General features: G+C 62.1%; 29 protein-coding genes and 1 tRNA gene. 24 read left to right on the top strand and 6 right to left on the bottom strand.

Annotated features, from left to right (window positions below):
• The 5 genes from Q0239_RS13070 to Q0239_RS13050 all read left to right on the top strand — a co-directional run.
• Nucleotides 1-1,528: acyl-CoA synthetase (locus Q0239_RS13070; RefSeq protein WP_367276104.1), on the top strand; the 1,528-nt coding region annotated here is incomplete at its 5' end.
• Complete coding sequence (locus Q0239_RS13065) at nt 1,525-2,568, top strand: amidohydrolase (protein WP_298603568.1); 1,044 nt, start codon at nt 1,525-1,527, stop codon at nt 2,566-2,568. The genes Q0239_RS13070 and Q0239_RS13065, both read left to right, overlap by 4 nt.
• Nucleotides 2,565-3,602: an alcohol dehydrogenase family protein gene (locus Q0239_RS13060; RefSeq protein WP_298603566.1), complete on the top strand. Its 1,038-nt coding sequence runs from the start codon at nt 2,565-2,567 to the stop codon at nt 3,600-3,602. The genes Q0239_RS13065 and Q0239_RS13060 overlap by 4 nt, the downstream gene beginning before the upstream one ends.
• 47 nt (nt 3,603-3,649) lie before the next feature.
• Complete coding sequence (recJ, locus tag Q0239_RS13055) at nt 3,650-5,413, top strand: single-stranded-DNA-specific exonuclease RecJ (RefSeq protein WP_298603564.1); 1,764 nt, start codon at nt 3,650-3,652, stop codon at nt 5,411-5,413.
• Nucleotides 5,414-5,505: 92 nt separating this feature from the next.
• Nucleotides 5,506-5,580: transfer RNA gene (locus tag Q0239_RS13050), tRNA-Glu, on the top strand.
• A 198-nt stretch (nt 5,581-5,778) separates the two neighbouring features.
• Here the strand turns inward: Q0239_RS13050 and Q0239_RS13045 are convergent.
• The 3 genes from Q0239_RS13045 to traA all read right to left on the bottom strand — a co-directional run bounded on the left by Q0239_RS13045 (nt 5,779) and on the right by traA (nt 9,848).
• Nucleotides 5,779-5,988, bottom strand: a complete 210-nt coding sequence (locus Q0239_RS13045) for a hypothetical protein (protein WP_298603562.1) — start codon at nt 5,986-5,988, stop codon at nt 5,779-5,781.
• A gap of 221 nt (nt 5,989-6,209) precedes the next feature.
• A complete protein-coding gene (locus Q0239_RS13040) occupies nt 6,210-6,938 on the bottom strand; it encodes a DUF6118 family protein (protein ID WP_298603560.1) in 729 nt (242 codons plus the stop codon).
• Nucleotides 6,939-6,950: 12 nt separating this feature from the next.
• The gene (gene traA / locus Q0239_RS13035) at nt 6,951-9,848 is read right to left on the bottom strand and encodes a Ti-type conjugative transfer relaxase TraA (RefSeq protein WP_298603558.1); all 2,898 of its coding nucleotides are present in this window, start codon (nt 9,846-9,848) and stop codon (nt 6,951-6,953) included.
• 172 nt (nt 9,849-10,020) lie between these two features.
• Here traA and Q0239_RS13030 point away from each other — a divergent pair, with 172 nt between their 5' ends.
• Nucleotides 10,021-10,326 carry a conjugal transfer protein TraD gene (locus Q0239_RS13030; protein ID WP_298603556.1) on the top strand — a complete coding sequence of 102 codons (306 nt, stop codon included), beginning with the start codon at nt 10,021-10,023 and terminating at the stop codon, nt 10,324-10,326.
• Nucleotides 10,327-10,348: 22 nt separating this feature from the next.
• Entirely contained in the window at nt 10,349-10,582 is a 234-nt protein-coding gene (locus Q0239_RS13025) for a conjugal transfer protein TraD (RefSeq protein ID WP_298603554.1), read from the top strand.
• Nucleotides 10,583-10,597: 15 nt separating this feature from the next.
• Here the strand turns inward: Q0239_RS13025 and copD are convergent, their stop codons facing one another.
• Both copD and copC read right to left on the bottom strand, forming a co-directional pair.
• Entirely contained in the window at nt 10,598-11,527 is a 930-nt protein-coding gene (gene copD, locus Q0239_RS13020) for a copper homeostasis membrane protein CopD (protein ID WP_298603553.1), read from the bottom strand.
• 6 nt (nt 11,528-11,533) lie between these two features.
• The gene (gene copC / locus Q0239_RS13015) at nt 11,534-11,914 is read right to left on the bottom strand and encodes a copper homeostasis periplasmic binding protein CopC (RefSeq protein WP_298603551.1); all 381 of its coding nucleotides are present in this window, start codon (nt 11,912-11,914) and stop codon (nt 11,534-11,536) included.
• Between the two features lie 138 nt (nt 11,915-12,052).
• On the opposite strand from copC, the gene Q0239_RS13010 reads away from it, so the two are divergent.
• The 11 genes from Q0239_RS13010 to Q0239_RS12960 all read left to right on the top strand — a co-directional run bounded on the left by Q0239_RS13010 (nt 12,053) and on the right by Q0239_RS12960 (nt 18,957).
• Nucleotides 12,053-12,319 (top strand): hypothetical protein, encoded by a 267-nt coding sequence (locus tag Q0239_RS13010; protein WP_298603549.1) that lies wholly within the window; start codon nt 12,053-12,055, stop codon nt 12,317-12,319.
• Complete coding sequence (locus tag Q0239_RS13005) at nt 12,320-12,775, top strand: periplasmic heavy metal sensor (RefSeq protein WP_298603547.1); 456 nt, start codon at nt 12,320-12,322, stop codon at nt 12,773-12,775.
• Nucleotides 12,772-13,338 (top strand): RNA polymerase sigma factor, encoded by a 567-nt coding sequence (locus Q0239_RS13000; RefSeq protein ID WP_298603545.1) that lies wholly within the window; start codon nt 12,772-12,774, stop codon nt 13,336-13,338. The genes Q0239_RS13005 and Q0239_RS13000 overlap by 4 nt, the downstream gene beginning before the upstream one ends.
• A 67-nt stretch (nt 13,339-13,405) precedes the next feature.
• Nucleotides 13,406-15,145 (top strand): copper resistance system multicopper oxidase, encoded by a 1,740-nt coding sequence (locus Q0239_RS12995; protein WP_298603543.1) that lies wholly within the window; start codon nt 13,406-13,408, stop codon nt 15,143-15,145.
• A complete protein-coding gene (locus Q0239_RS12990) occupies nt 15,142-16,206 on the top strand; it encodes a copper resistance protein B (RefSeq protein WP_298603541.1) in 1,065 nt (354 codons plus the stop codon). The genes Q0239_RS12995 and Q0239_RS12990 overlap by 4 nt, the downstream gene beginning before the upstream one ends.
• Nucleotides 16,206-16,925, top strand: coding sequence for a PepSY domain-containing protein (locus tag Q0239_RS12985; RefSeq protein ID WP_298603539.1), 720 nt, complete (start codon nt 16,206-16,208; stop codon nt 16,923-16,925). The genes Q0239_RS12990 and Q0239_RS12985 overlap by 1 nt, the downstream gene beginning before the upstream one ends.
• Nucleotides 16,922-17,287: a hypothetical protein gene (locus Q0239_RS12980; protein WP_298603538.1), complete on the top strand. Its 366-nt coding sequence runs from the start codon at nt 16,922-16,924 to the stop codon at nt 17,285-17,287. Before Q0239_RS12985 ends, Q0239_RS12980 begins: the two co-directional genes overlap by 4 nt.
• Nucleotides 17,284-17,487, top strand: a complete 204-nt coding sequence (locus Q0239_RS12975; protein WP_298603536.1) for a hypothetical protein — start codon at nt 17,284-17,286, stop codon at nt 17,485-17,487. The genes Q0239_RS12980 and Q0239_RS12975 overlap by 4 nt, the downstream gene beginning before the upstream one ends.
• Before the next feature lie 70 nt (nt 17,488-17,557).
• The gene (locus Q0239_RS12970) at nt 17,558-17,806 is read left to right on the top strand and encodes a hypothetical protein (RefSeq protein ID WP_298603534.1); all 249 of its coding nucleotides are present in this window, start codon (nt 17,558-17,560) and stop codon (nt 17,804-17,806) included.
• A gap of 60 nt (nt 17,807-17,866) precedes the next feature.
• Nucleotides 17,867-18,526 (top strand): class I SAM-dependent methyltransferase, encoded by a 660-nt coding sequence (locus Q0239_RS12965; RefSeq protein ID WP_298603532.1) that lies wholly within the window; start codon nt 17,867-17,869, stop codon nt 18,524-18,526.
• A complete protein-coding gene (locus Q0239_RS12960) occupies nt 18,523-18,957 on the top strand; it encodes a DUF411 domain-containing protein (RefSeq protein ID WP_298603530.1) in 435 nt (144 codons plus the stop codon). Before Q0239_RS12965 ends, Q0239_RS12960 begins: the two co-directional genes overlap by 4 nt.
• Before the next feature lie 5 nt (nt 18,958-18,962).
• On the opposite strand, the gene Q0239_RS12955 is transcribed toward Q0239_RS12960, so the two are convergent.
• Nucleotides 18,963-19,352 (bottom strand): helix-turn-helix domain-containing protein, encoded by a 390-nt coding sequence (locus Q0239_RS12955; RefSeq protein ID WP_298603528.1) that lies wholly within the window; start codon nt 19,350-19,352, stop codon nt 18,963-18,965.
• A gap of 71 nt (nt 19,353-19,423) precedes the next feature.
• Between Q0239_RS12955 and Q0239_RS12950 the strand changes: the two genes are divergently transcribed.
• From Q0239_RS12950 to Q0239_RS12925, 6 genes are all read left to right on the top strand, one after another.
• On the top strand, nt 19,424-20,062 hold the full coding sequence (locus Q0239_RS12950; RefSeq protein WP_298603526.1) for a cation transporter: 639 nt from the start codon (nt 19,424-19,426) through the stop codon (nt 20,060-20,062).
• Nucleotides 20,063-20,066: 4 nt separating this feature from the next.
• Nucleotides 20,067-20,636, top strand: coding sequence for an isoprenylcysteine carboxylmethyltransferase family protein (locus Q0239_RS12945; protein ID WP_298603524.1), 570 nt, complete (start codon nt 20,067-20,069; stop codon nt 20,634-20,636).
• Nucleotides 20,633-21,082, top strand: coding sequence for a DUF3703 domain-containing protein (locus Q0239_RS12940; RefSeq protein ID WP_298603522.1), 450 nt, complete (start codon nt 20,633-20,635; stop codon nt 21,080-21,082). The genes Q0239_RS12945 and Q0239_RS12940 overlap by 4 nt, the downstream gene beginning before the upstream one ends.
• Complete coding sequence (locus tag Q0239_RS12935) at nt 21,040-21,372, top strand: hypothetical protein (protein WP_298603520.1); 333 nt, start codon at nt 21,040-21,042, stop codon at nt 21,370-21,372. Before Q0239_RS12940 ends, Q0239_RS12935 begins: the two co-directional genes overlap by 43 nt.
• A gap of 59 nt (nt 21,373-21,431) precedes the next feature.
• Nucleotides 21,432-22,640 carry a TolC family protein gene (locus Q0239_RS12930; protein WP_298603518.1) on the top strand — a complete coding sequence of 403 codons (1,209 nt, stop codon included), beginning with the start codon at nt 21,432-21,434 and terminating at the stop codon, nt 22,638-22,640.
• An 11-nt stretch (nt 22,641-22,651) separates the two neighbouring features.
• A partial coding sequence (locus Q0239_RS12925; protein WP_298603515.1) for an efflux RND transporter periplasmic adaptor subunit occupies nt 22,652-23,386 on the top strand: 735 nt, incomplete at its 3' end.

The raw sequence follows: 23,386 nt of genomic DNA, 5'->3' as shown, positions 1-23,386 counted from the left end.
CGAGCGCACACTGACCACGGCAGAGTTTGACGAACGCGCGCGGCGAGCCGCAACGGTCATCCAAGGGCTGGGGGTGGAAAGCGGCGACGGCATCGCGCTCTACCTGCGCAACGACATCGCTTATTTTGAGGCGGCTTTCGGGGCGGGGATGCTGGGCATCTATCCGGTACCGGTGAACTGGCATTACACCCCTGATGAAGCCAATTACCTGCTGACCGACAGCGGCGTGAAGCTGCTCCTCATCCATGCCGACCTCTATGATCCCATCAAGCAAGCGATCCCGGCTGGCCTGCAGGTCATCATTGTCGAAACTCCGCCGGAAATCCGCGATGCTTACGGCATTTCAGAGACCCGTCAGCCTGAAGGGCTGCCGCGCTGGCACGCGTTGCTCGATGCGGCAGCCCCCTTTTCGGGCGAGGCTGAAATGGCGCCAAGCACGATCATTTACACATCGGGAACCACCGGTCGGCCCAAGGGTGTGCGCCGCGCGGCCTTCACGCCCGAGCAGGCCGAGGCGGTCAACACCATGCTTGGCTGGTCTTATGGCTACACCGATGTGCTAGCGGGCAAACGCGACCCGGCGACGATCACCACCGCGGTTATCGGCCCGGTCTATCACAGCGCCCCCAACGCCCATTCCTCCTTCTCAATCCGCGTCGGAGCCAATGTCGTCATTTGCCCACGCTTCGATGCCGAGGCGCTGCTCGCTCTCATCGAAAATGAACGCATCACGCACCTCAACATGGTACCGATCATGTTCAACCGGTTGCTGCGTTTGCCCGAAGAGGTGAAGCGCAAATATGACCTGTCGAGCCTCGAATATGTAACCCATGCCGCCGCCCCCTGCCCGCCGCCGGTAAAGCGCGCGATGATCGAATGGTGGGGGCCGGTGATCTGGGAATATTATGGCTCGGCCGAGATGGGCAATGTAACCTGCCTGTCGTCGGAAGAGTGGCTCGCGCATCCGGGGTCGGTCGGTCGGGTACAGCCCGGAGTAACATTGCGCGTTGTCGATCCGGACGGGAATGATGTGCCGCCGGGTACGATCGGCGAGGTCATAGGCAAGGGCCGCCACGGCACCAATTTCACTTACCAGAACTCGCCTGAAAAGCGTGCTTCGATGGAGAAATACGGTCTGATTACGCCCGGCGACATGGGCTATTTCGACAATGACGGCTTTCTTTATTTGTGCGACCGGATCAACGACATGATCATTTCGGGCGGTGCGAACATCTATCCCGCCGAAATCGAAGCGGAGTTACACAAGCTTTCTGGCGTCGCCGACTGCGCGGTGTTCGGCATTCCTGACGAGGAATTTGGCGAGAGCGTGATGGCAGTGGTGCAGCCGATGCCGGGCGTGTCGCTGACTGCCGAAGAGCTGCAGGCCGAACTCAAAAAGGTACTGACCGGATACAAAGTGCCTCGCCGGATCGATTTTGCCGACAGCCTACCGCGCGAGGATTCGGGCAAGATATTCAAGCGCAAGTTGCGCGAACCATTTTGGGAAGGACGGGAACGGAGAATATGAGCGAAGCGATACTCGAACCGGATCTGCCGATTATCGATCCGCATCACCATTTGTGGGACTGGCGCTCGCGCCTGCCGTTTCTTCCCGCCGAAATGTCGCACCCGTTCGAGACGATCTTGCGGCAATCACCACGCTACTTGCTCGACGAATTGCTGGCAGATACGGGCAGCGGGCATAACGTAATCGGCACCGTCTATGTCCAGTGCGGTGCGTTTTACCGCGCCGACGGGCCAGAGGCGATGCAGCCGGTCGGTGAAACCGAATTCGTCAACGGCGTCGCTGCTATGGCCGCGAGCGGGATTTATGGATCGACCCGCGCCTGCGCCGGAATAGTCGGGCATGCAGATCTTGGTCTGGGCGATGCTGTTGCCGAAGTGCTCGACGCGCATCTGGCGGCGGGTGGCGGACGATTCCGTGGCATCCGCCACATGATGGCGCACGATGATGACAGCGCGGTGTTGGGCCCCCTCGCCCATGCCGCCCCGAACCTGTGTGCGTCACCGCCGGTTCACGCGGCGCTGAAGCATTTTGCCAAGCGCCAGCTTTCACTCGATATCTGGGTGGTCGAGCCCCAATTGCCCGAAGCCGTCGAACTCGCGCGAGCTTTCCCCGATGTGCAGATGGTCATCGACCATGTAGGCACGCCTGTTGGGCTTGGCCGTTATGCCGGAAAACGCGACGAGCGTTTTGCCGGATGGAAAGCCAGCATGGCAAAACTTGCTGCTTTGCCCAACGTCCACATGAAACTCGGCGGGCTCGGCATGCCCTTCCCCGGCTTTGAAGGCATGGGGCCGGATGTACGTCCGTCGTCCGAAGCGCTGGCCAAGGCGTGGAAACCTTATGTCGAAAGCTGCATCGAACTGTTCGGCGCGAACCGCTGCATGTTTGAAAGCAACTTCCCCGTCGACCGCTGGGGTGCCGACTATCCGACCCTTTGGAACGCCTTCAAACGCATCGCGGCGGGGGCTTCTGCGGATGAAAAAGCGGACTTGTTTGCGGACACAGCAGCCCGCTTCTATCGTTTGGAAGGTTTGGCATGAAGGCCCTTCGCTATTTCGGCGAACGCGACATCCGTCATGATGACATGGCCGACCCGAAACTCGAATCCGATCGCGATGCCATCGTCCAGATGACCGCCTGCTCGATCTGCGGCAGCGACCTGCATATCTATCATGGCCACGGCTTTTCCGAAGACACCGGTTTCTGCGTAGGCCATGAGGCTGTGGGTGAAGTGGTCGAAGTCGGTCGCGCTGTGACGCGCGTGAAGGTTGGCGACAAGGTGATGATGCCCGCTGCAGTCGGCTGTGGTGCTTGCCGTTCCTGCCTGTCGGGCGTGGTCAATAATTGCGAGAACAATGCCAGCGGCTGTTACGGGCTGTCCGCCCGCCTTCAGGGCGTACAGGCCGAGGCCTTCCGCGTGCCCGCCGCCGACATGAACGCGGTAAAAATCCCTGACGGCATTAGCGAAGACCAAGCCTTGATGATGACCGATGCGATGGCAACCGCATGGTTCGGCGCGCGTAACGCCGATATCCGCCCGGGCAGCAGCGTGGGCGTGATCGGACTTGGGCCAATTGGCTTGATGACGGTCGAGGCCGCCTTCGTGATGGGTGCGCATGTGGTTTATGCCATCGATCCTATCCCCGAACGGCGGGCCCTGGCGGAGGCGGTCGGCGCGATTGCGCTGCATCCCGACGAAGCGATGGAGCGCATCAAGGAAGACACCAAGGGGCGTCGGCTCGATTGCGTGGTCGAGGTGGTCGGCAGCGACGCAACCGTCGATTTCGCGCTACGCTGTGTAAGGGTTCGCGGGACGGTGTCGGTGATTGGCGTACAGCAATCCCGCCGCTTCCCCTTCCCGCTTGAACGGGCCTTTGCCGGCGGCCTGACCTTCCGCGTCGGCACCTGTTCGGTGCCCGAGGAATTGCCCGCACTATTTCCGCTGGTGCAATCGGGCCGCCTAAAGCCCGAACGCTACATCAGCCATCGCCTACCGTTGAGCCACGGCGCCGATGCCTATGACATGTTCGACCGCCGCGAGGCGGGGGCATTGAAGATGGTGCTGGTTCCTTAACGCCTTGCCCCTTGCCGCTGGCCGGCGGGAGCGTCTAACAGGGCGGCATGAGCAGCCTACACTTCGTCCAGCGTTCGATCCTTGGCCAAACCTGGCAATGGAGGGGTACCCGGGCGGATGCAGGCGACCCCGATTTCACGCCTGACGATCTGGTTACCCAATTGCTGCTGGCGCGCGGTGTGGCACGCGACGATCTGGAGCGACACCGCAACCCGACGCTACGCGGCTTCATGCCAGACCCGTCAATCTTCCGCGATATGGATGTGGCGGCGGAACGGCTGGCGGACGCGGTTCAGCGCGGCGAGCAGCTGACTGTCTATGGTGATTATGATGTCGACGGTGCGACCAGCGCTGCCCTTCTGATCCGCCTCTTCCGCGAACTGGGACTGGAGGCAGGCTATTATATCCCCGACCGGCTGCTCGAGGGTTACGGCCCGTCCGGCGAGGCGCTTGTTCGGCTGGGAGACGCTGGCAACAAACTTGTCGTCACCGTCGACTGCGGCGCGATGGCCTATGAAGCACTTTCACAGGCACGCGAGGCGGGCATGGAAGTGATTGTCGTAGATCACCACAAATGTGCCGCCGAACTGCCGACCGCTTTCGCGCTCGTGAACCCCAATAGGCTCGACGAGGCAGACGACGCTGCCGCGCACGGCCATCTGGCGGCGGTCGGTGTCGCCTTCCTGCTAGCTGCCGCCATAGTACGCGTGCTTCGCGGGCGTGGCTATTTTACCGACCGCGAAGAACCGCAGCTGATGGCATTGCTCGATATCGTCGCATTGGGAACAGTCGCCGACGTTGCCCAGTTGAAAGGCCTGAACCGCGCCTTTGTGGCACAGGGACTGAAAGTGATGGCGGCACGGCGGAATATCGGGCTCAACGCGCTTGCAGCCGCCGCACGGCTCAATCGCGCACCGACCTGCTCGGACCTTGGCTTTGCGCTGGGCCCGCGCATCAACGCCGGCGGGCGTGTGGGCAAATCCGATCTTGGTGTGCGCCTGCTGACTACGACCGATCCCGAAGAGGCACGCCTCATCGCACAGGAGCTCGACCGGCTTAACGAAGAACGTCGGGCGATTGAAGCCCAAGTGCAGGAGGCCGCCGAAGCCGCGATGGCAATGCAGCACAACCGAGCCGTCGCATTGGTATCGGGCGAAGGCTGGCATCCCGGCGTGATCGGTATCGTTGCCGGGCGCATAAAGGAGAAGTTCGGCAAACCAGCCATTGTCGTTGCGGTGGATGCGGACGGCACGGGGAAAGGATCGGGGCGGTCGATCAGCGGTGTCGATCTGGGCGCGGCTATCATTTCAGCGCGCGAAGCCGGGCTGTTGGTCGCTGGTGGCGGCCACGCCATGGCGGCAGGTCTCACGGTGGAGGCTGGCAAGATCGATGCCCTTTCCGATTGGCTTGATGAGCGCCTTGCAGGCGATGTTTCGCGTGCTGGTTCTGAAAAGACGCTGTCAGTCGACGCGATGGTCAATCCGCGCGGATTGAACCCGATGCTGGTCGAAACGCTCGAAGCAGCAGGCCCTTATGGGACAGGCTGGCCGGGGCCGCGGGTAGTGACAGGCCCGGTACGAATCATAAAATGCGATATCGTCGGCAAGGACCATGTCCGCGCGATCGTTTCGGGCGACGATGGCGCATCGTTTAAGGCCATGGCTTTCCGCCAAGGTGAAAGTGCGTTGGGCCAACAACTGCTACATGGCGAACACGGGCAGAAATACTGGCTTGCAGGGCGCGCCCGCCTTGACGATTGGGGTTCGACGCCCAAGGCCGAATTGCACATCGACGATATCGCCATTGCCTGATTTTGGCGGGCGGCGGAAATCTTTGAAATAGGGCAAACTCGGTCCTTGACGAGCGCAAACCGAATCCGTAAAGGCGCGCTTCCATCTTCGATGGCCCCTTCGTCTAGCGGTTAGGACGCGGCCCTTTCACGGCTGAAACACGGGTTCGATTCCCGTAGGGGTCACCAGTCAAGCGTTTTATCTTGTTGTTTTTACACAATAAAATGCGATTTTTTGAAATTTTATCCCACAATCGTTCCCACATTTTGATCGGGATTTGGTGGAGCAATTCGGGGCGCGATGACATCGCCTCGGACTGTCGATGAACGCCCCAGCGCAGTGAAGCAACAGGATTCGGGGCGCGTTTGACGCGCCCCGATTGGCCTTCACTGCCGGGGCTGCGGTTCGCGCAGGACGATCTGGCCGCTGATCGGGATGACCGAGAGGATGAGCGACAGCCCCTTGCCGTCGCGGTGGGGCCATGCGGCTCCAACCTTGGTCCAGAAACTGTCGTCGCCCTTGTTGGTGACATGCCAGGCTTGGAAGGCCGGGGTCTTGGGTTCGGCTGTTGCTGCGGTTGAAGTTGTGCGTGCCATGATGAAATCCTTTCGTGTCCGTGTGGCTCGTTGCCACCCTCCGCAAAGCCGCGCGATCAAGGTCGGGCGTCATGTCCTACACGGGTGCGCTGGCGCACCGGCGCGGGCCGGACATTGACGCTCGACCGCGCGCGGTCAGGAAAGGGTGAATGAAAACGGGTTGCACGGAAACGAACGACGGTGGCCGCCAACTCGCGCTGCACCGGCCCTGTAAACACCCGCTACCGGGCCTCCGGAGTCGGCGGCTTCAAGGTTACTTCGCATTTCGTGGGCCGCTGAGCCTTGGCCGCCGCGTTCAGGCAATTGGCAATACGCTCGCGGCTGCTTTCGGTCATGCGCTCGAAGTCTGATCGTAACAGCCAGCGATCTTGGTCGGCGCGGGCCTGCAAGCGCTCGCCCGCAAACCACATATCGCCGCCCAAAATGCTCGTCGCGCGCTTTTCAGGCCAATGCCAGCTTTCTGGCGCAGCGGTTATGGCGAAGACCGGCAGGGCGATGGCGACGAAAGAGCCAACGACTGCACCGATCAACCCGGCCCGCCATAGCCAAGTGCGCTGCTCTTCGGCGGTTCGGGCCGATACAACCACGTCGGCGATTCGGCGCTCCGTTTCCCGCATGGTGCTGGTCGCTTTTGCGAGCGCCGAATGGTCGTCCGCTCGTGCGTCGGTGCCAGCCTTGACGATGGCATCGCTCAAGGCTTGGGGCGTCAGCCGCAAAGCGGGCTTCTCAGCCCATTTGGCGAGCTGATCGGCGGTAGCCTGCATCTGCTCGGAAATGCCTTCCAAAGTCTCGGTATAGTCGGGAATGACGATGCTCGCCGGTTCATCGGCGAGCTTCTCGACCGCAATCCGCAACAAGCCGACTTCGCGTTTGAGCTTTCGGAATTCCTTGCTGGCAGGATCGTTGCTTTCGATCTCCGGCGGCTTCGCGGCAATCACGTCTGGTTCCATCGTTCTTCTCCTTTACATACTGATGCCCAAGTCGCGGGCGCGACCGAGGCCGAGGTAATCGTTGAGCTGGCGGGCGATGCCGCCCGTTGCGCTGGCGTGGATGCCAAGCTCGACCTTGCGGTTTCGCAGAAGCGAATCGACTTGCGGGTCGCGCTCCAGCCCTTTTGCCATTGCCCCCATGCTAGCCGTGGTGGCGTCGGCGCGACGATAGTCTCCGGTGCGGAAAGACAGCTCGCGCTGGTGGTTGAGTCGCTGCCAGTCGCTCACAAAGCGGTCGGCGCGCATTTGCGGGTTGGTGCGGATTTCGGCTTCGAGCTGCATGGCGCGGATGGCATTGGCGGTGCGTCCGCTGGCGGCTTGGCCGACAAGTTCCGGTTCCTGCCGGAAGGCAGATGCTAAGTCTCGACCTGCGTTGGCCTTCAAGTTATTGAGGGCGGTATGGGCTTTATCGCGCGCGGCAATCTGGTGCGGCATGGCGTTTAAGCCTTTGGCCTGCGTTCGCCCGATGTCCTCAATGGCACGGGCGTAGCGTTCGACGTTGCGCTGCATGTTGAGCGGGTCAGCCTTTGGCTTCTGTTCGGTCGCAATGTCGCGCTGCGCTTCGGGTGCTGGGCGGAAGTTGGCAAAAATGCTCCGTGCCTTCTCCGGCACGATCCTTCGGACGATCTCGGCGACGCGCTCGCGGAAGGTGATCCCGCGCCGCTCGGCAAAGTCTCTCGCCGGTTCGTAATCGCTCGCCATGTCCTTGCCGCGTTCGCGGCTCAATGTGCGGACAAGTTTCGACTGGTCCGCGAAGTCATCGCGGCCATAGTGGAGGTCCACGCTGTCGCGGTGACGCGACAAAGCGACATAGGCGGAATGGCTGTCCATGCCGGGCGTGGCGAGGACGTGTGCGCGGTCCACCGTCATACCCTGCGCCTTGTGGATCGTGGCGGCGTAGCCGTGGTCGATATGGGAATAGTCCTTTGTATCGAAGGCGACGCTGCGGCCATCGTCGGTGCGCACTGCCATCCGCTGCGGCGACGCCTGCTCGATGGTTCCCAACGTCCCGTTTTTCACGCCCAAGCTGCGCTCATTGCGCAGGAACATGATGCGGTCGCCACTGGCGAACCGCCGCTCGCCACGCTCGGCTTTGACGGTCGCGTCATCGCCAAGCGCACCGGCCTCGCGCATCCGCCCGCGCGCCGCTTCATTCAAGTCGCGCACCTCGTCATTGGTGTGGGTGAGGATGATGCGGGTGTCGTCCGGGCGCGCCTGCCGGTCACGATCCCAACGGTCGATCAGCTCACTACGCGCAGCCTCGCGCGTTTCGGCTGAATGGACCATGCCGCGTTCACCGTAAGCCTGAATCGCAAGCCCCGTGCGCCCGGTGGCAAGGCGCCGAGTGGCGTCCTGCTGCCAGCCGTCATGCTGGCGGCGGACCTCGCTGATTTCGACGCCACCATGCCGTTCGTGGATCGCTCGGAAAGCCGCGCCTGCTTCGATGGCCTGTAACTGTTGCGGGTCGCCAACCAGAACGACTTTTGCTCCGGCATCGGCGGCGCGAGACAGCACGCGCTCCATCTGGCGCGTGCCGACCATACCCGCTTCGTCGATTACCAGCACATCGCGCGAAGTCAGTTGCTCGCGGCCATGACCCCACTGATGTTCAAGGCTTGCGATGGTGCGCGAGGCAATGCCCGAACCTTGCTCCAATCCCTCGGCGGCAACGCCTGACAGCGCCGCGCCGCGAACAGTGTAGCCAGCGCTCTCCCAAGCCTCGCGCGCAACGCCAAGCATCGCGCTCTTGCCGGTCCCGGCATAGCCAACGACGATGCTGAGGCCGCGCGCATCGGTGACATGCTCGAACGCTGCGCGCTGTTCGCCCGAAAGCACCAAGCTGCGTTCCTCGGCGCGCGCCAAAGCAGCCTCGCGGTCGTGTCCATTGACGCGGTGCCGCTCGCGCTCCGCCATCAACTGCGACGCCTGCTGCAAGCGCTGCTCGGTATCGATCATCTGGCGCGATGTGAAGCGGTCGTTGCCGCGTCCGTCCTGACCCAGAGCAATCAAATCTGGCGATCCGCGCACTGCACTAATCGCCAGATCGAATTGCTCTTTCCCGTCGCTGTGCCGATGCACGAACATGGCAAGGTCGCGGCTCGTGAAGGTAGCTTGCTGGTGCGTGATTGCGTCGAGCGCGACATTCGGATTGGCGATGATCCGCTCGCCGTTGCGCTGCGCTATGGCGCGGTGTTCTTCGATCCGTTCGGCTTCAAGGCCGCGAATGCCGATGCGTGAGGCGGCGGGACCGATCTTGTCCTGCGGCTCCAGCGCAATACCTTGCGCTTCCAGACTGCGGTGATCGATCCGCGCGTCGATATCGAGTTCGGCAAGCCGTTCGTTGACGTGGCTTGCCCAGCGCTCGCGCCACTGCTCGACCAGTTCGGCCTTGTTCCAGTCGCGCACTTTCGCGCCGAAGCCATCGCCCTTCACTTCGCGCATGGTCAGCATGACATGCGCATGGGGCTTCGGCTCACCGTCCGCGCCTATATCCCAATGGACATTGAGATCGGCGATCATGCCCTTTTCAACGAACTCGGCTTGGGCAAAATCGCGCGCCAGTTCGATCCCCTGCTGCTTGTTCAACTCGCGCGGAATCGCGAACTCGACCTCGCGCGCAAGCTGCGCGTCTTTGCGCTTCTCCGCAGCCTCGACCGCGTTCCAGAGCTTTTCGCGATCAGCGAACTCGGGCGGCGCGCCCTCGGGCAGCATAACTTCGGAATGGACGACGCCATCCTTGTTGGTGAAGTCATGGTCGCGGTCGAGACGCTCATCGTGCAGCCGTTCGGCTCCGCGATAGGCTGCCGCCGCCACCGCACTGCGCCCGCTCGCGCGGCTGATGACTTTGACCGAGAGGTGGAAGATCGCCATGACGGCAATCCATCTACGCCACCAAGCGCACGTCGGCACGACGTATAAGCGCGCCCTCCCATGATAAAATCCTGTTCGGGACTAGGTGGTTTCAGACTGTCCCAACGCCATTACTGCAAAGCGCAAAGCACAGCTTTATATTCGGCGCATCACCACTCGATGGAGACAATAGATGCGCAAACCCATAGACATCGATTCGGAACTGAAGGTGCTCGCCGACAAAGCGAAGCAACTGAAAGAGCGCCGCGTCCAACAGCTTGGCGAGCTGGTCATCGCCACCGGCGCGGATGCGCGGGACGCGGAAACGCTCGCGGGCGCGTTGCTTGAAATCAAGGAAACCAACGACGGCGCACGAAAGGAGAGCTGGCGCAAACGCGGCGCGGCTTTCTTTCAAGGCACAGCGCGCAAGCGTGGAACGCGAACTGAACGCTTGTCCGAAGGCGCTCAGGCGACTGACAGCGGCGCGGCATCGGCTTGAAGCGCGAAAGGCCCGCACCGACATGCGCGAATGGCAGGTCAAACGGCGCGAGCGGACGCGGCAGTTGATCGAACTGGGCGGCCTTGTCGTGAAGGCCGATCTGGTCGAACTCACCAACGATGATCGCGCCACGCTCTACGGCGCGTTCCTCACCGTCGCCACCAAGCTGCGGGGCGATGAACGCGACCAGGCGCTGATGCTGTGGAAGCGCAAGGGCAAGCGGGCGTTTGAAGCTGACGCGGATGAAGTGAGCTAAGACGTAAGCGCGGTTCTAAGCAAGCGGGTCCAAAGTTCCCAACCATGCGACGAGCGCGATTATGGCCGCCGCCGTTGCCGCTTCGACAACGACGCTACGACGCATCGCCATAAGTTCGGCGCGGGGTTCGCCGGTTTGCCGGGCGTTTGCGAGTGCCGGGGTCAAGCGCCACCGGTTGAGCGCCGCCAGTGCGAGCATCGCGACGAACGCAGCCAGCTTGGCAAACAGAAGCTGGCCATATGGCCCCGCAAGGCTGTCGCCGATCCCATTCCAGCCGACGATCATCTGACCGTTGACGATTCCGGTGGCGATAATCAGCGCAACGCAAGCGGTTCCAATACGCCCGAACTGCGCAAGTGCGCGCGCCGCAATTGCCGGTCTGCCGGACGATGCTGCACCGTCCGATGACCGCAACAGCCACAGGAAGCACAGGATTGCTCCCAGCCAGATCGCGGCAGACAGCATATGGACGGTATCCGAAACGCGATGCACCGTTCCGGCCACGCCCTCCGTCGCAGCGGCATGGCCCGACCAGACAAGCGTTGAAAGCGACACTGCGCCAAGTACCGCGACGGCGCACAGCCGAAAACCTGTCCGGTCGGTGCGCCAGGCAAGCACCAACAGGGCCGTAACCAATGCCGCCAGCCGCCCAAGTGCGGCACGGCCTGCGTCGGTCTCGCTCACCATCGACAGGAGCATCGTTCCGTCGATCTCAGCCAGCGTCACGCCCATCATGTTGGCACTCATCACGATGAATCCGCCGACTGTGGCGCATAATGCGATGGCCGCAAGGATAGGTAGGACCGCGCCCAATGCCAGGTTTACTGTTGCATCCGCCCGTTCGTTTGACCGCAAGGCATAAAGCGGAAAGGCAGCGATGCCGACAAGCAGCATCTGGCTCGCAAATTGTGCGAACCTGATGCAAATGCCGACCCATTCGGGCATAAGCGCTTACTTGACCTTGAAGCTGAACTCGCTGCCCATGCGGTGGCTGTCCGCGCCAGCTGCCGACCATTTGACGGTATAGCTTCCCGGCACCAGCGCCTTCTTGAGCAAAAGCGTCATCGACTTGCCATCCTTACCCATCTGCGACGTATGCGCCATCTTCATGGGCGGGTGATCTTTCATGCCGGGCATTCCGGTCATGATAACCTCGGTCTTGACCGTCGGTGCGATCAACCTTTCGCTGAGTTTGAGTTCAATGCGGCTTGGCTTTGCAACAGTCGCATTCGCAGCGGGCGTCGAAGCCGTCAGCTTGACATGAGCAAGCACCGCCGTCGGCAAGATTGCGAGTGACGCAGCGGCGACAGCGGGAATAAGGAACTTGAGCATTTGTATCTCCGTGGTGAGCTTTCAGAGGAAATACGCACGGGCAGCAATCGTCCCTCACGCAATGTCGCCTCGCCTGTTATGAGGGGTGAGATCATCCGATGCGTATGAGGATTTAGAACTTTGTCGAGAGTTGCGGTTATGAACGATCTTTTGCCCCATTTGCGCGATGCACCCGTGCCTGACGCATTAGGCGCGCTGGATGATGCGGTGTTGGCTGCACTCGCCACCCGCCGCCGCGAACAAGCGACCGGGCCGCGCCTGCTCGCGCTGGCGGCGCTGCTGTCGCTTGGCACCGGCGTCGCCGCTGGCAGCATATCGGGCAGTCCCGCAGTTGCTGCGCCCCCGCTATCCCCGTTCGCCAGCAACAGCGTGCTGGCACCTTCGACGCTGCTGGACCCGCGCTGAATGGTAGGCTGGAAGCGGATTACGCTGATTGCGGTCGTCGCTTTCGCGGCGGCGTTGGCGGGTGTTTTCATCGGCCGGGCAGTGTCCGATCAGCCGCGCCCTAGCGAAACCGAGCTCCATGCCCTGCTGCACAGCCGGTTGAAGCTCGATCCTGCGCAACATGCCAAGATCGAAGCCATTGAGGCGCGCTTCGCCGTCCGGCGCAAGGCGCTCGAACTGGAAATGCGCGCTGCGAACGCTAGGCTCGCGAGCGCCATTGAGGCCGAGCATGGTTATGGCCCGCAAGTGACAGCGGCGGTCGATCATAGCCACCATGTCATGGGCGAACTCCAGAAAGAGACGCTCGAGCATCTTTTTGCCATGCGCGCCGTCCTCAATCCCGAACAGGCGCGCATGTTCGATGCGACCGTGGTCAAGGCGCTAACCGCCGAAGCCCAGCCTTCACAGAGTAAGTGAGCCTCGATCTCTCCGAATGCAGCGATGCCGAGCTGAGGGCGCTTGCGCTCGGCGGAAACGAGGCTAGCTTCCGCGAATTTCTGGCGCGCTATAAATTGCCGGTCTATCGCCTGATCCGCAGCACCATCGGTGATGCCGATGAAGCGCTGGACCTGACGCAAGAGAGCTTCGTTTCCGCTTTCGCGGCACTCAAATCTTACGATCCGGGGCGATCCTTTCAGACATGGATTTCGCGCATTGCGCTCAACAAATGCCGCGATTGGGCGCGGCGGCGTGCGGTGCGCAGCTTCTTCACGCGGGCAGCCCCGATGGAGGACGGCCTCGCCGTGGCTGCCGAACAGCCCTTGCCCGATGCAGAAGCGTTCGACCGAGCCGAGCTGGCGCACGTCATGCAAGCAATGGCCCGCTTGCCGCACCGCTTGCGCGAGGTGCTGGTGCTGCGAACGGTCGAGGGACTTAGCCAGGCCGAAGCGGCGGAGGTTCTGGGGGTCAGCGAAAAGGCCGTCGAAACCCGGCTCTATCGTGCGCGGGGCCGGTTGGGCGAAATCTTGGGAGAAGATTGAGGGGTGGCGGCAAGGCGTGCGTAAAGAGGATATGGCAACCGACATATCGCTTCCGATGCAAAATCCCATGAATCGCCGCTCGCTGCTCAAGGGCGCGACAATGGCCGGGAGCGCAATGGCGCTTGGCGAGCTGTTCCCGGCTTGGGCGAAGAGCGGGTCACATGGGCTGCACGCTGTTGCCGGACAGCCGGGGACGCTCAACGGCCCTGAAATTGAGCTAAGCGTCGGCCAGTCGGCCTTCCGCCTCGGCAAGAAAACAGGCCATGCCTATACCGTCAATGGCACGCTGCCCGCGCCGCTGATCCGGCTTCGCGAGGGGCAGAATATCAAGCTGGTCGTGCGCAACACATTATCCGAAGACACGTCGGTACACTGGCACGGAATGCTGTTGCCTTTCCAGATGGACGGCGTGCCGGGGGTGAGCTTCCCCGGCATCGGTCCCGGCGAGAGCTTCACTTACGAATTTCCGATGCGGCAGCACGGCACCTATTGGTATCACAGCCACAGCCATATGCAGGAAGCAATGGGCATGTATGGCGCATTGATCGTCGATCCGGCGGGCGCAGACCCGATCAAATATGACCGCGAGCATGTGCTGGTGATTTCCGATTGGAGTTTCCAGCACGCCCACACCAACTTCAAGAAACAGAAGCAGAAGGCAGGCTATTTCAACAAGCGGAAGCAGACATTTGGGGGTTTGCTGAAGGGCAAGGATCAGCCGCTGTCCGAGCGAGTGATGTGGGGCCAGATGCTGATGGACCCGACTGATATCGCCGATGTGACCGGCGCTTACTACCATTACCTGATCAACGGCCATGACAGCATGGGCAACTGGACAGGTATTTTCCAACCCGGTGAGCGGGTGCGGCTGCGGATCATCAATGCGGCAGCGATGAGCAATTTCAACATTCGCATTCCCGGCCTGCCGATGTGGGTGGTGGCCTCGGACGGATTGCCACTGACACCCGTCGAGACTGATGAGTTCCAGATTGCCGTCGCCGAGACATGGGACGTGATTATCGAACCCAAGGAAGCGATCCCCTACGCCTTTATCGCAGAAAGCATCGACCGTTCGGGCCAATGCCGCGCGACACTTGCGCCGCAAATGGGGATGACGGCTCCCATCCCGCCACTACGCGAACGCCCGCTGCTCACCATGAAGGACATGGGCATGGATCATGGCGGGGGCGACATGGCCGGAATGGACCATAGCGCGATGGGGCATGATATGGCGGCGATGGATCATGGCGACATGAACATGCGCGATCCTTCGGTCGCGCCGCAGGTCAAGATGGGGCCGGGTGTCGCCAGCCTCGCGCCCACTCCGCTGGACCGCAATGCCGAGCGCCCAACCGGCCTGGAAAAGGTGCCGCACCGCGTGCTGACGCTCAGCCAGCTCCGCGCGCTCGAACCCAATCCTGACCAGCGCAAGCCGTCGCGCGAAATCGACGTCCATCTGACCGCCAATATGGAACGCTATATGTGGTCGATGGACGGCGTGAAATATTCGGAGAAGACCGAACCGCTGCCCTTCCGCCACAATGAGCGGGTGCGGGTGAACCTCATCAACCACACGATGATGCCGCATCCAATTCATCTGCATGGCCATTTCTTCGAAGTGGTGAACGGCCAAAAGGGCCAATATCCGCGCAAAAATGTCATCAATGTGCTGCCCGGCGCAAAAGTGACCTTCGATTTCACGGCTGACGCAATGGGCGACTGGGCCTTTCACTGCCACATGCTGATGCACATGCACGCGGGCATGTTCAGGGTGGTTACCGTGCGGCATGAGGAGAGCGGCGAATGAAGCTCGCTCTTGCCATTGCTGCCGGTCTTGCTTTGCCGGGTTCCGCCTTTGCGCAGGCGCATCAAGGGCAGCATGACATGGCTGCCGAGCCGGAAAAGCCAAAAACCCCGCCTGCCGAGGCCGACCCTCATGCCGGTCACGATATGAGTGGGATGGAAGAAAACCCGACCGCGCCCGCGCAGGCTGTCGATCCCGCTTGCCCGCCTGAGCACGCGAAAATGGGCCATTGCACGCCCAAGACAGATGCACCCGCGCCCGCTGCCGATCCCCATGCGGGCCACGATATGGGGTCAATGCCGAATGCCGAGCAGGACGGCGAAGTCGGCAGCGCACCCGCCCCGGCCCCGCCGGGCGATCACGTAGCCGATTCCATATATGGCGCGGACGTAATGTCGCAGTCCCGCAAGGAACTGGCCTATGAGGTCGGCGGCATGGGCTATTCGCTGGTCATACTCGATCTTGCCGAAGTCGGCTTTCACAAGGGCCACGAAAGCTACCGGTTCGAGGGCGAAGTCTTCACCGGCGGCAATATCAACCGGTTCGGCGTGAAGTTTGAAGGCGAAGGGGTTTTCGGCAAAACCATCGACGATCTCGAATTGCAGGCGCTCTATTCGCGCGCCATCGCGCCCTATTGGAACTTGCAGGCAGGAATTCGCCACGACATCCGGCCAGACCCCTCCCGCCCCTACGCCGCGGCAGGTCACGAATGGGCTGCCCCCTCATGGTTCAAAAACAAAGCCGCAGCCTTTCTGTCCAACAAAGGCGAGGTCCGCGCGCGCGCGGAAGGCTCCTATGACCTCCGGCTGACGCAGGAACTGATCCTCCAGCCCCGCATCGAAGCAAATTTGTCGTTCCAGGACATTCCGGCAATCGGTGTCGGTTCGGGGCTGACCGATTTCGAGGCGGGCCTGCGGCTACGCTATGAGATTCGCCAAGAATTCGCGCCTTACGTCGGTGTCGAATGGCGCAGGAAAACCGGCGATACGGCCCGTTTTGCAAGGCTTGCGGGCGATGACCCGGATACGCTCAGCGTCGTTGCAGGCGTCAGAATCTGGTTCTGATGGGAAAACGGACGCGCCTTCACCTTGCTGCAAGCCGTGTCCATAAATGGCTGGCACTCATTATCGGCGCGCAGCTCCTGATCTGGTTTTCCAGCGGCGTGCTGATGAGTTTCCTACCCATCGAAAAGGTGCGCGGCGAGCATCTCGTTGACCGCGAGCGCGTTGTCGCCGTTCCTGCTACGCCCGATCTCGTGTCGCCGACCCAGTTGCTCGCATCGGCCAAGGCTCCGGTCGAAAGCATCTCGTTTGTCATGCTTGCCGGTCGCCCGGTCGCGCAGGTGGCGACGGCGGACGGCATCAAGCTGTTCGATGCGGTTTCTGGCAATCCGCTGCCGCCGGTCGATGCGACGCTCGCCCACGCCATCGCCAGCGATGCGTGGAAGGCCCAGGCTAAACCTGACGCCAAGGTCATTAGCGTCCTTGCCGAAAGCCCGGAATATCGCGGCACGCTTCCGGCATGGCGGGTCGCCTTCGCCGATCCCGACAATACCAGCGTCTTCATAGCCGCCGACACGGGCAAAATCTCGGCGGTTCGCACCGGCACATGGCGGCTCTACGATTTCTTCTGGAGCCTTCACATCATGGACTGGAAGAACCATGAGAATTTCAATACATGGTGGCTCCTCACCTTTGCCATTGGAGGTCTTGTCATGGGGCTGGTGGGAACGATCTTGCTAGTCATGCGCTGGCCGATACGCCGCAAGCGGCGGGCAGCATGAAGGGACTGAGCCTCATGATTCTGGCCTTGGCGCTGGTGTTCCGCGCCGCGCCAATCTGCGCAGCCCCACCCGAAGCACCGCACGTCATAATGGCCGCAAATTGCGAGAGCATGGCTGATCAGGGCGCACCCGAGAGCGATCATGACAAGGGTAAGGCAGCACAAATCTGCCATGCCTGCGCCTTCGCGGTTTCCGAGCAACCGTCATCGCTCGGCGCGTGGTTCTGGAAAGCACCGGCGGTCCTAGTGCCGTCACAGCGCCAAATGGCAGGCACAATGCGCAAACCACCGACACCGCCCCCGCGCCTTGGCTCCGCTTCAACATTTCAACATTTCAACATTAATATTGGAGTTAAATCATGAAAACCAAATATCTACTCGGCGCGCTCGCGCTAACCATGTCCACCGCCGCCTTCGCCGCCGAACCGGCACCAGCGCCCAAAAAGGAATGCTGTTGCTGCAAGAAGGACGAACAGGGCAAAATGGCCTGTTGCAAGGACAAGGACGCCATATCCGGCGAACAGGGCCATGAAGGCCATGACATGAAGGATATGAAGCATTGACGAAAGATGCCGGGGGACGGGCAAGCGACCCCCGGCATCTGCCTTTTTTTCTCATTCGAGGAGTCGAATCATGATTACGAAAATTTCGCTCGTGCTCGGAACACTCGCGGTAGTCGGGACGAGTGCCCCGGCCTTTGCGACTGATGCTCCGAAAAGGGGCCATTTCGAATGGCTCCATTCTCCGCAGCCCGGACCAAATAAGTCAAATTTGCCTAATTACCGTCGCATCTGGATTGCGGATTCCGCGCCCGATGTGACGGTTGATGAGGGCCGGTGCATGACGATGGCCTGCTGTAATGCCGACGAGAAGCAGGCGTGAATGAAAAGCTGGAGGTCGGGCAACCGGCCTCCGGTCCTGCCGCTGGTAAATAGCCAAAAGATGTCCCGATCCCAAACATTCACGCCCGCCGCAGGACGCTTTCTGCCAACAAGCGCCTATGACCGACTCCTGGCGTTGCTCACGCGCGAAGCGCGTTGGCGGTCAGCGCTGCTGGAGGCGATTGCACCTGCGCCCGGTGAGCGCATACTCGATGTCGGCTGCGGAACCGGTTCGCTTGCCATCTTGATCAAGCAGGCGGCACCAGACACGATGGTTGTAGGGCTCGACCCTGATGAAGTCGCGCGATGCATTGCTTGGAAGAAAGCGGGGGAAGCGGGCGTAGGCATCGAATGGGAAAGTGGTTTTGCACGTGACGCCGGAAATTATGGCCAGTTCGACAAGGTCGTTTCCAGCCTTGTCTTTCACCAGGTACCGGTCGCCGAAAAGCGAGTTGGTCTTGCCGCCATGTTCGCCGCCACCAAGTCGGGCGGCACCATGATTGTCTGCGACTATGCTGCGCAAGGACGCTGGCTTATGCGTCAGGCGTTCAAGGTCGTGCAATCGGTCGATGGTCGAGCGAATACGCAGCCCAATGCCGACGGATTTCTTGAAGCGGAACTGGAACGTATTTGCGGCAAGCCGATCACCGCTGAGCAATCGTTCGACACGCCAACGGGAACCATTTCAATCTTCAGACTGCAAAAGGAGTCAGTAAAATGAAGGCAACCACCCTAGCGATGGCCATTGCGCTGGTTGCAACGCCAGCCTTGGCCGCGACCGAGGCGGTGATGCACCGCGACCCCGGTTGTGGTTGCTGCGAAAAATGGGCGGCACAAGTCCGCAAGGCATTCGGGCGCAATGTGCGGATCGTCGATGACGCCAATCACCCGGCACTGCAAAGACGGGTTGGCCTGCCTTCGCTATTGGCATCGTGCCACACCGCCCTGATCGATGGTATGGCGTTTGAGGGTCATGTGCCGGTTGCGGACATGAAGCGCGTGCTTGAGGCTAAGCCAAAGGGTGTGCGCGGCTTGGCGGTTCCGGGGATGCCAATAGGTTCGCCAGGAATGGAAGCCCCGGGCGGTCGCGCGCAACCTTACAATGTCATAGCGTTCGGCTCGGGACCGTCCACGGTGTATGCCCGCCACTGAGCCCGTCAGCGCGGCCCCATCGTCTCGATGATCTTGCAATCGGCGACGGTGCCGTGGCTGCAAGAACCTATCACTCGGCTCAATTCCAAACGCAGCGCGGTCAGGTCGCCAATCTTGCGGTCGATCTCGGCCAAATGCGTTTGCGCGATGCCATCGACCGCTTCGCAACTCTGCGATTTGTCATCTGACAGCGTCAACAGCTCGCGCACCGCTTCGAGCGTGAAGCCCAGATCGCGGGCGCGGCGAATGAAGGACAGGCGCGCCAGATGGTCGGTGCCATAGGCGCGATAGTTGGCGAAGGTGCGCGCGGGCGGCGGCAACAGGCCGATTTTCTCGTAATAGCGCACTGTCTCGACCTTGGTCGCGGTGGCGCTCGCCAGTTCGCCGATTTTCATGTCTTGACCCTGTAGTTGCTACAGGGTGTAGATAGCTGTCCGACTCGGAATTTGTCGAGAAGGATTTGAGCGTGTCAGACCATTGTTGCGAAAGCGCCTGCGGGAGCGAAACGGCCAAGGCCGATCCGCGCTGGCGGCGCGTTCTTTGGATCGCGCTAGTCGTCAACGCGACGATGTTTCTGGTCGAAATGGGCGCGGGCGCAGCGGCGGACAGCCGCGCGCTGCAAGCCGACGCACTCGATTTCCTTGGCGATGCGGCCAATTATGCGGTGAGCCTTGCCGTCGTTGGGATGGCGCTCGCTTGGCGCGCCCGCGCTGCAATGCTCAAATCGCTGTTCATGCTGGGCTTTGCCGCATGGGTATTCGGCAGCGCGGTCCTTGCTTTCGTAAACGGCGCATCGCCCGATCCGGCGACGATGGGGGCGGTCGGCGCGTTGGCACTCGCGGCCAACGTCGGCGTGGCGCTCATGCTGTTTCGCTACCGCACCGGCGACGCCAATATGCGCTCGGTCTGGATATGCTCGCGCAACGACGCGATTGGCAATGTCGCGGTGATGCTGGCGGCGCTCGGCGTGTTCGGCACCGGGAGCGCGCTCCCGGACCTGATCGTCGCCGCGATTATGGCGCTGCTCGCCCTGACAGGCGGCGTGCAAGTGCTGCGGCAGGCGCGCGGAGAATTGCGCACGCCCGAACTGGCGGGGCAGTCGTAACGTCATGCTTCAAGCCCTCCCCTTTTTGTCGATCATCGCCGTCGTCGCCGCGACATTACTGCGCGCGGTTGCCATCCGGCGACGCACCGGTGACCGCGCCTTTGCCTTCATGTCTGCCACTGGGATTCAACGCATCGCCGGAGTCAGTTTCGCTTTGAGCGTTGCCGCGTTGGTTCTGGCATCGGCGCTTCCTGCATCCGGCAGTTCGCTCGCCGTTGCCGTGCTGGCTGCAATTCTCGCGCTGGTAGGCTGCTTCATCGTAATCGTTGCCCAGGTCCAAATGGGCCGCGCATGGCGCGTCGGGGTGCGGCAAGGCGACGCACCGCTATTTGTGACGCATGGTCTGTTCAAGTTCAGCCGCAATCCGATCTTTGTTGGAATGATCCTGCAAGGCGTAGCTGCCGCTTTGACTGCAAACGCCGCATGGGCTTGGGCGGCGCTGACGGTCTTCATCGGGTCATGCGCGGTACAAGTCCGTGTTGAGGAAGCGCATTTGGAAGCGAGCTTCGGACAACACTACCGCGAGTTTCGTGCGTCGATCCCGCGCTGGATCGGGATTGGCGGTCGAGCATGACGATGTTGATGCGCGAACGTGCCGAACTGCTGATCACCGCAGAAATGGCTGCCTATCACGCTGCCCGCGCTTCGGGCGACAATACCGCCGCGTGGGTTGCGCTCGAACGTGCGCATATCATCTCGCAACCCTATCTGGGGCCGCATCTCGCCAATCATTGGGCCATGCTCGGCTTCGCTTTCGATTTGCGCGATTGGCGGGAAGCGGCGGGGCAACTTGTCCGGCTGGCACTCGCGCCGCTCGGCGCGCTGACAGGGCGCATTCCCATCGGTAATTCCGGGCGCTCGAATGTGAGCGCGTTCAAGTCGATGCCGATTGCCGACGATCTTCTCGCCAAGATAAGTGGCGGGCGGGAGGGGCAGTTTTCTTGCCCCGCCGTGCGGCGACTGCTAACCGCAAGGTCATGCGGGGTCGGACTACCAATCTATTTGTGCTTCTCGCGCTGATTTTCAGCGCGGTGATCGTTCCTGCGACCGCCCACGCACAGGATTTGAGAGAAGTCCATGCCAATGACATGCTAACCAACGTGGACCACAGCGATCACGAAGCCCCCGATCATGATGGCGATTTGCCTTGCCATGCGGTGGTGCATCATCATTGCAGCGTCGCACTTGCCTATGAGGGGCATGCGGTGACTTCGGAGCGGCTTGCAGCGGGTGAGTTGATCCCGCTCGCTACCAGCCCCGCGATGTCTAGTTTCGCACAGGCTCCGCCGACCGAGCCGCCCGCCGCCTGAACCTGACCGCCCGCGCGGCATGATGCCGCGCGACCCGTTCAAGGTTCAGGAGAATTTCAATGATTTCCAGATTGCGAGCGTTACTGCTTGCGGGCGCAATCGCCGCCTGCGGGCAAGCCGCTCAAGCCGAGCCCATCGCGCTCGGCGACGCCCTAGCCCAAGGCGTCCAGACTTCGCCCCGTGCGGCCCAGGCCAAGGCGCTCGCCGACGCCTCCGAAGCGCGGGCGCGGCAGGTGGGCGTTGCGCCCAACCCCGAACTCAGCCTTGAGGTCGAGAATTTTGCAGGGTCGGGCGCGTTTCAGGGGCTGCGCAGCACCGAGGCGACGCTTGCTCTGAGCCAGCGGATCGAACTCGGCGGGAAGCGCAGCGCGCGGCTTGGCGTCGCGCGGGCCGAACGCGATTTCGCCTTCCTGACCTACAAGGCGGCGCTGGCCGATCTCGAACGCGATATTCGCACGGCCCATGCCGAACTGCGCGCGGCGGAAGACCGTGCCGTGCTGGCACGCGACAACACGGCAGCCGCCGAAGAGCTGGCGCGCACTGCGCGGATATTGGTCGATGCCGGACGCGATCCGCCGCTACGCCAGCTTCGCGCGGAATCGCTGCTGGCCGAAGCCAGGGCGGAGCAGGCGCGGACATTTAGCGAGTTGCTGACCGCGCGCCGGCTGCTCGGCAGTCTGATCGGCAGCGACGATCCCGAATTGACCGCGACCGCCAGCGAGGACGCCGCCCCTGCTGCGCCTGCCCCCGACGCTACAAGCCTCAACGAGCAATTGGCGACGGCAGAGCGCGAAGCGGCCCGCGCTAGGGTGCAACTCGCACGTTCGGACGCGGTACCGGACATTACGGCGAGCGGCGGGGTGCGGCGGTTCCGCGAGAGCGGCGATACTGCGCTGGTCGCCGGAATCTCGATCCCGCTTCCCATCCGCGACCGCAACCGGGGCAACATCGAAGCGGCTGGCGCGGAGAGCAACGCCGCCGCGTCCGCACTGCTCCTCGCGCGGATTGATGCCAACCGTGCGCGATATGACGCACGGATGCTCTTGGGCGCTGCCGAGGTCCGCTACGAAGCACTGGCCGGGCTGGGGTTGCAACAGGCCGAGGAGGCGCTGCGGCTCGCGCACATTGGCTACAATGCGGGCAAGTTTTCGCTGATCGAACTGATCGACGCACAGACCGCGCTCACCACCGCCAAACTCAACCTCATCGAAGCGCGGCTCGACCGCGCTCGCGCGCTCGCCGCGCTCATCCGCGCGAACGCGCAGTGAAGGACCGTCTCATGGAAACCGAAACCAACAGAAACAAACTGATCGCAGGGGCCGCCATTGCCGCGCTCGTGCTAGGCGGGGGCGGCGTGATGCTGGGCCGCACCGTGTTCGCCCCGTCTGCCGCCACCGCGCCTGCCGAAGAAGGCGAGCATGGCGAAGAAGGCAAAGAGGAAGGGCATGTCGAAGGCCTCGTCGAGATGGACGATGCCCGCGCAAAGGCGGCGGGGATTGTGACCGAAGCTACGCAGGCGGGTGGCCTTGGTGCCGAAATCATCGCGCAGGGCGTAGTCGCTGCCGCACCGGATGGAGAGGCGGTGCTGACTGCCCGTGCCGATGGCGCGCTGACCAGGGTCGTCAAGCGTCTGGGCGACAATGTGCGCGCGGGCGAGACCATCGCCTATCTGGAGAGCCGCGATGCGTCGGCAATCGCAGCCGAACGCAGCTCCGCTTCGGCAAGGCTGATTGCAGCGCGCTCCGCATATGCGCGCGAGAAAAAACTTTATGAGGCAAAGGTGACGGCGCGGCAGGATTTCGAGGCAGCACAAGCAGTGCTGGCCGAGGCCGAAGCAGAGGCACGGCGCACCCAATCGGCGGCGGGCGCTGCCAAGATTACCGGCGATGGCCGGTATCTTGCGGTGACCAGCCTGATTTCGGGCAAAATCACCAAGGCCGATGCCACACTCGGCAGCTATGTGTCTGCAGGCGCTGAATTGTTCCGCGTCGCCGACCCGCGCAAGATCCAGATC

The organism is uncultured Sphingorhabdus sp., from assembly GCF_937872355.1.
In the GTDB taxonomy this organism is placed as follows: domain Bacteria; phylum Pseudomonadota; class Alphaproteobacteria; order Sphingomonadales; family Sphingomonadaceae; genus Sphingorhabdus_B.
This window is presented reverse-complemented; position numbering and strand designations above follow the sequence as displayed.

What these genes read in the sequence shown, in the direction of transcription:
- Q0239_RS13060 (WP_298603566.1), top strand. Translation starts at nt 2,565, where the DNA reads ATGAAGGCCCTTCGCTATTTCGGCGAACGCGACATCCGTCATGATGAC.
- Q0239_RS12945 (WP_298603524.1), top strand. Translation starts at nt 20,067, where the DNA reads ATGCTTCAAGCCCTCCCCTTTTTGTCGATCATCGCCGTCGTCGCCGCG.
- Q0239_RS12960 (WP_298603530.1), top strand. Translation starts at nt 18,523, where the DNA reads ATGAAGGCAACCACCCTAGCGATGGCCATTGCGCTGGTTGCAACGCCA.
- Q0239_RS13030 (WP_298603556.1), top strand. Translation starts at nt 10,021, where the DNA reads ATGCGCAAACCCATAGACATCGATTCGGAACTGAAGGTGCTCGCCGAC.
- Q0239_RS12935 (WP_298603520.1), top strand. Translation starts at nt 21,040, where the DNA reads ATGCGGGGTCGGACTACCAATCTATTTGTGCTTCTCGCGCTGATTTTC.
- Q0239_RS12975 (WP_298603536.1), top strand. Translation starts at nt 17,284, where the DNA reads ATGAAAACCAAATATCTACTCGGCGCGCTCGCGCTAACCATGTCCACC.
- Q0239_RS12965 (WP_298603532.1), top strand. Translation starts at nt 17,867, where the DNA reads ATGTCCCGATCCCAAACATTCACGCCCGCCGCAGGACGCTTTCTGCCA.
- Q0239_RS12995 (WP_298603543.1), top strand. Translation starts at nt 13,406, where the DNA reads ATGAATCGCCGCTCGCTGCTCAAGGGCGCGACAATGGCCGGGAGCGCA.
- Q0239_RS13040 (WP_298603560.1), bottom strand. Translation starts at nt 6,938, where the DNA reads ATGGAACCAGACGTGATTGCCGCGAAGCCGCCGGAGATCGAAAGCAAC.
- Q0239_RS13065 (WP_298603568.1), top strand. Translation starts at nt 1,525, where the DNA reads ATGAGCGAAGCGATACTCGAACCGGATCTGCCGATTATCGATCCGCAT.
- recJ (WP_298603564.1), top strand. Translation starts at nt 3,650, where the DNA reads ATGAGCAGCCTACACTTCGTCCAGCGTTCGATCCTTGGCCAAACCTGG.
- Q0239_RS12990 (WP_298603541.1), top strand. Translation starts at nt 15,142, where the DNA reads ATGAAGCTCGCTCTTGCCATTGCTGCCGGTCTTGCTTTGCCGGGTTCC.
- Q0239_RS12940 (WP_298603522.1), top strand. Translation starts at nt 20,633, where the DNA reads ATGACGATGTTGATGCGCGAACGTGCCGAACTGCTGATCACCGCAGAA.
- Q0239_RS12980 (WP_298603538.1), top strand. Translation starts at nt 16,922, where the DNA reads ATGAAGGGACTGAGCCTCATGATTCTGGCCTTGGCGCTGGTGTTCCGC.
- Q0239_RS12955 (WP_298603528.1), bottom strand. Translation starts at nt 19,352, where the DNA reads ATGAAAATCGGCGAACTGGCGAGCGCCACCGCGACCAAGGTCGAGACA.
- Q0239_RS13005 (WP_298603547.1), top strand. Translation starts at nt 12,320, where the DNA reads ATGGTAGGCTGGAAGCGGATTACGCTGATTGCGGTCGTCGCTTTCGCG.
- copD (WP_298603553.1), bottom strand. Translation starts at nt 11,527, where the DNA reads ATGCCCGAATGGGTCGGCATTTGCATCAGGTTCGCACAATTTGCGAGC.
- Q0239_RS12970 (WP_298603534.1), top strand. Translation starts at nt 17,558, where the DNA reads ATGATTACGAAAATTTCGCTCGTGCTCGGAACACTCGCGGTAGTCGGG.
- Q0239_RS13010 (WP_298603549.1), top strand. Translation starts at nt 12,053, where the DNA reads ATGAACGATCTTTTGCCCCATTTGCGCGATGCACCCGTGCCTGACGCA.
- Q0239_RS12930 (WP_298603518.1), top strand. Translation starts at nt 21,432, where the DNA reads ATGATTTCCAGATTGCGAGCGTTACTGCTTGCGGGCGCAATCGCCGCC.
- copC (WP_298603551.1), bottom strand. Translation starts at nt 11,914, where the DNA reads ATGCTCAAGTTCCTTATTCCCGCTGTCGCCGCTGCGTCACTCGCAATC.
- Q0239_RS13045 (WP_298603562.1), bottom strand. Translation starts at nt 5,988, where the DNA reads ATGGCACGCACAACTTCAACCGCAGCAACAGCCGAACCCAAGACCCCG.
- Q0239_RS13025 (WP_298603554.1), top strand. Translation starts at nt 10,349, where the DNA reads ATGCGCGAATGGCAGGTCAAACGGCGCGAGCGGACGCGGCAGTTGATC.
- Q0239_RS12985 (WP_298603539.1), top strand. Translation starts at nt 16,206, where the DNA reads ATGGGAAAACGGACGCGCCTTCACCTTGCTGCAAGCCGTGTCCATAAA.
- traA (WP_298603558.1), bottom strand. Translation starts at nt 9,848, where the DNA reads ATGGCGATCTTCCACCTCTCGGTCAAAGTCATCAGCCGCGCGAGCGGG.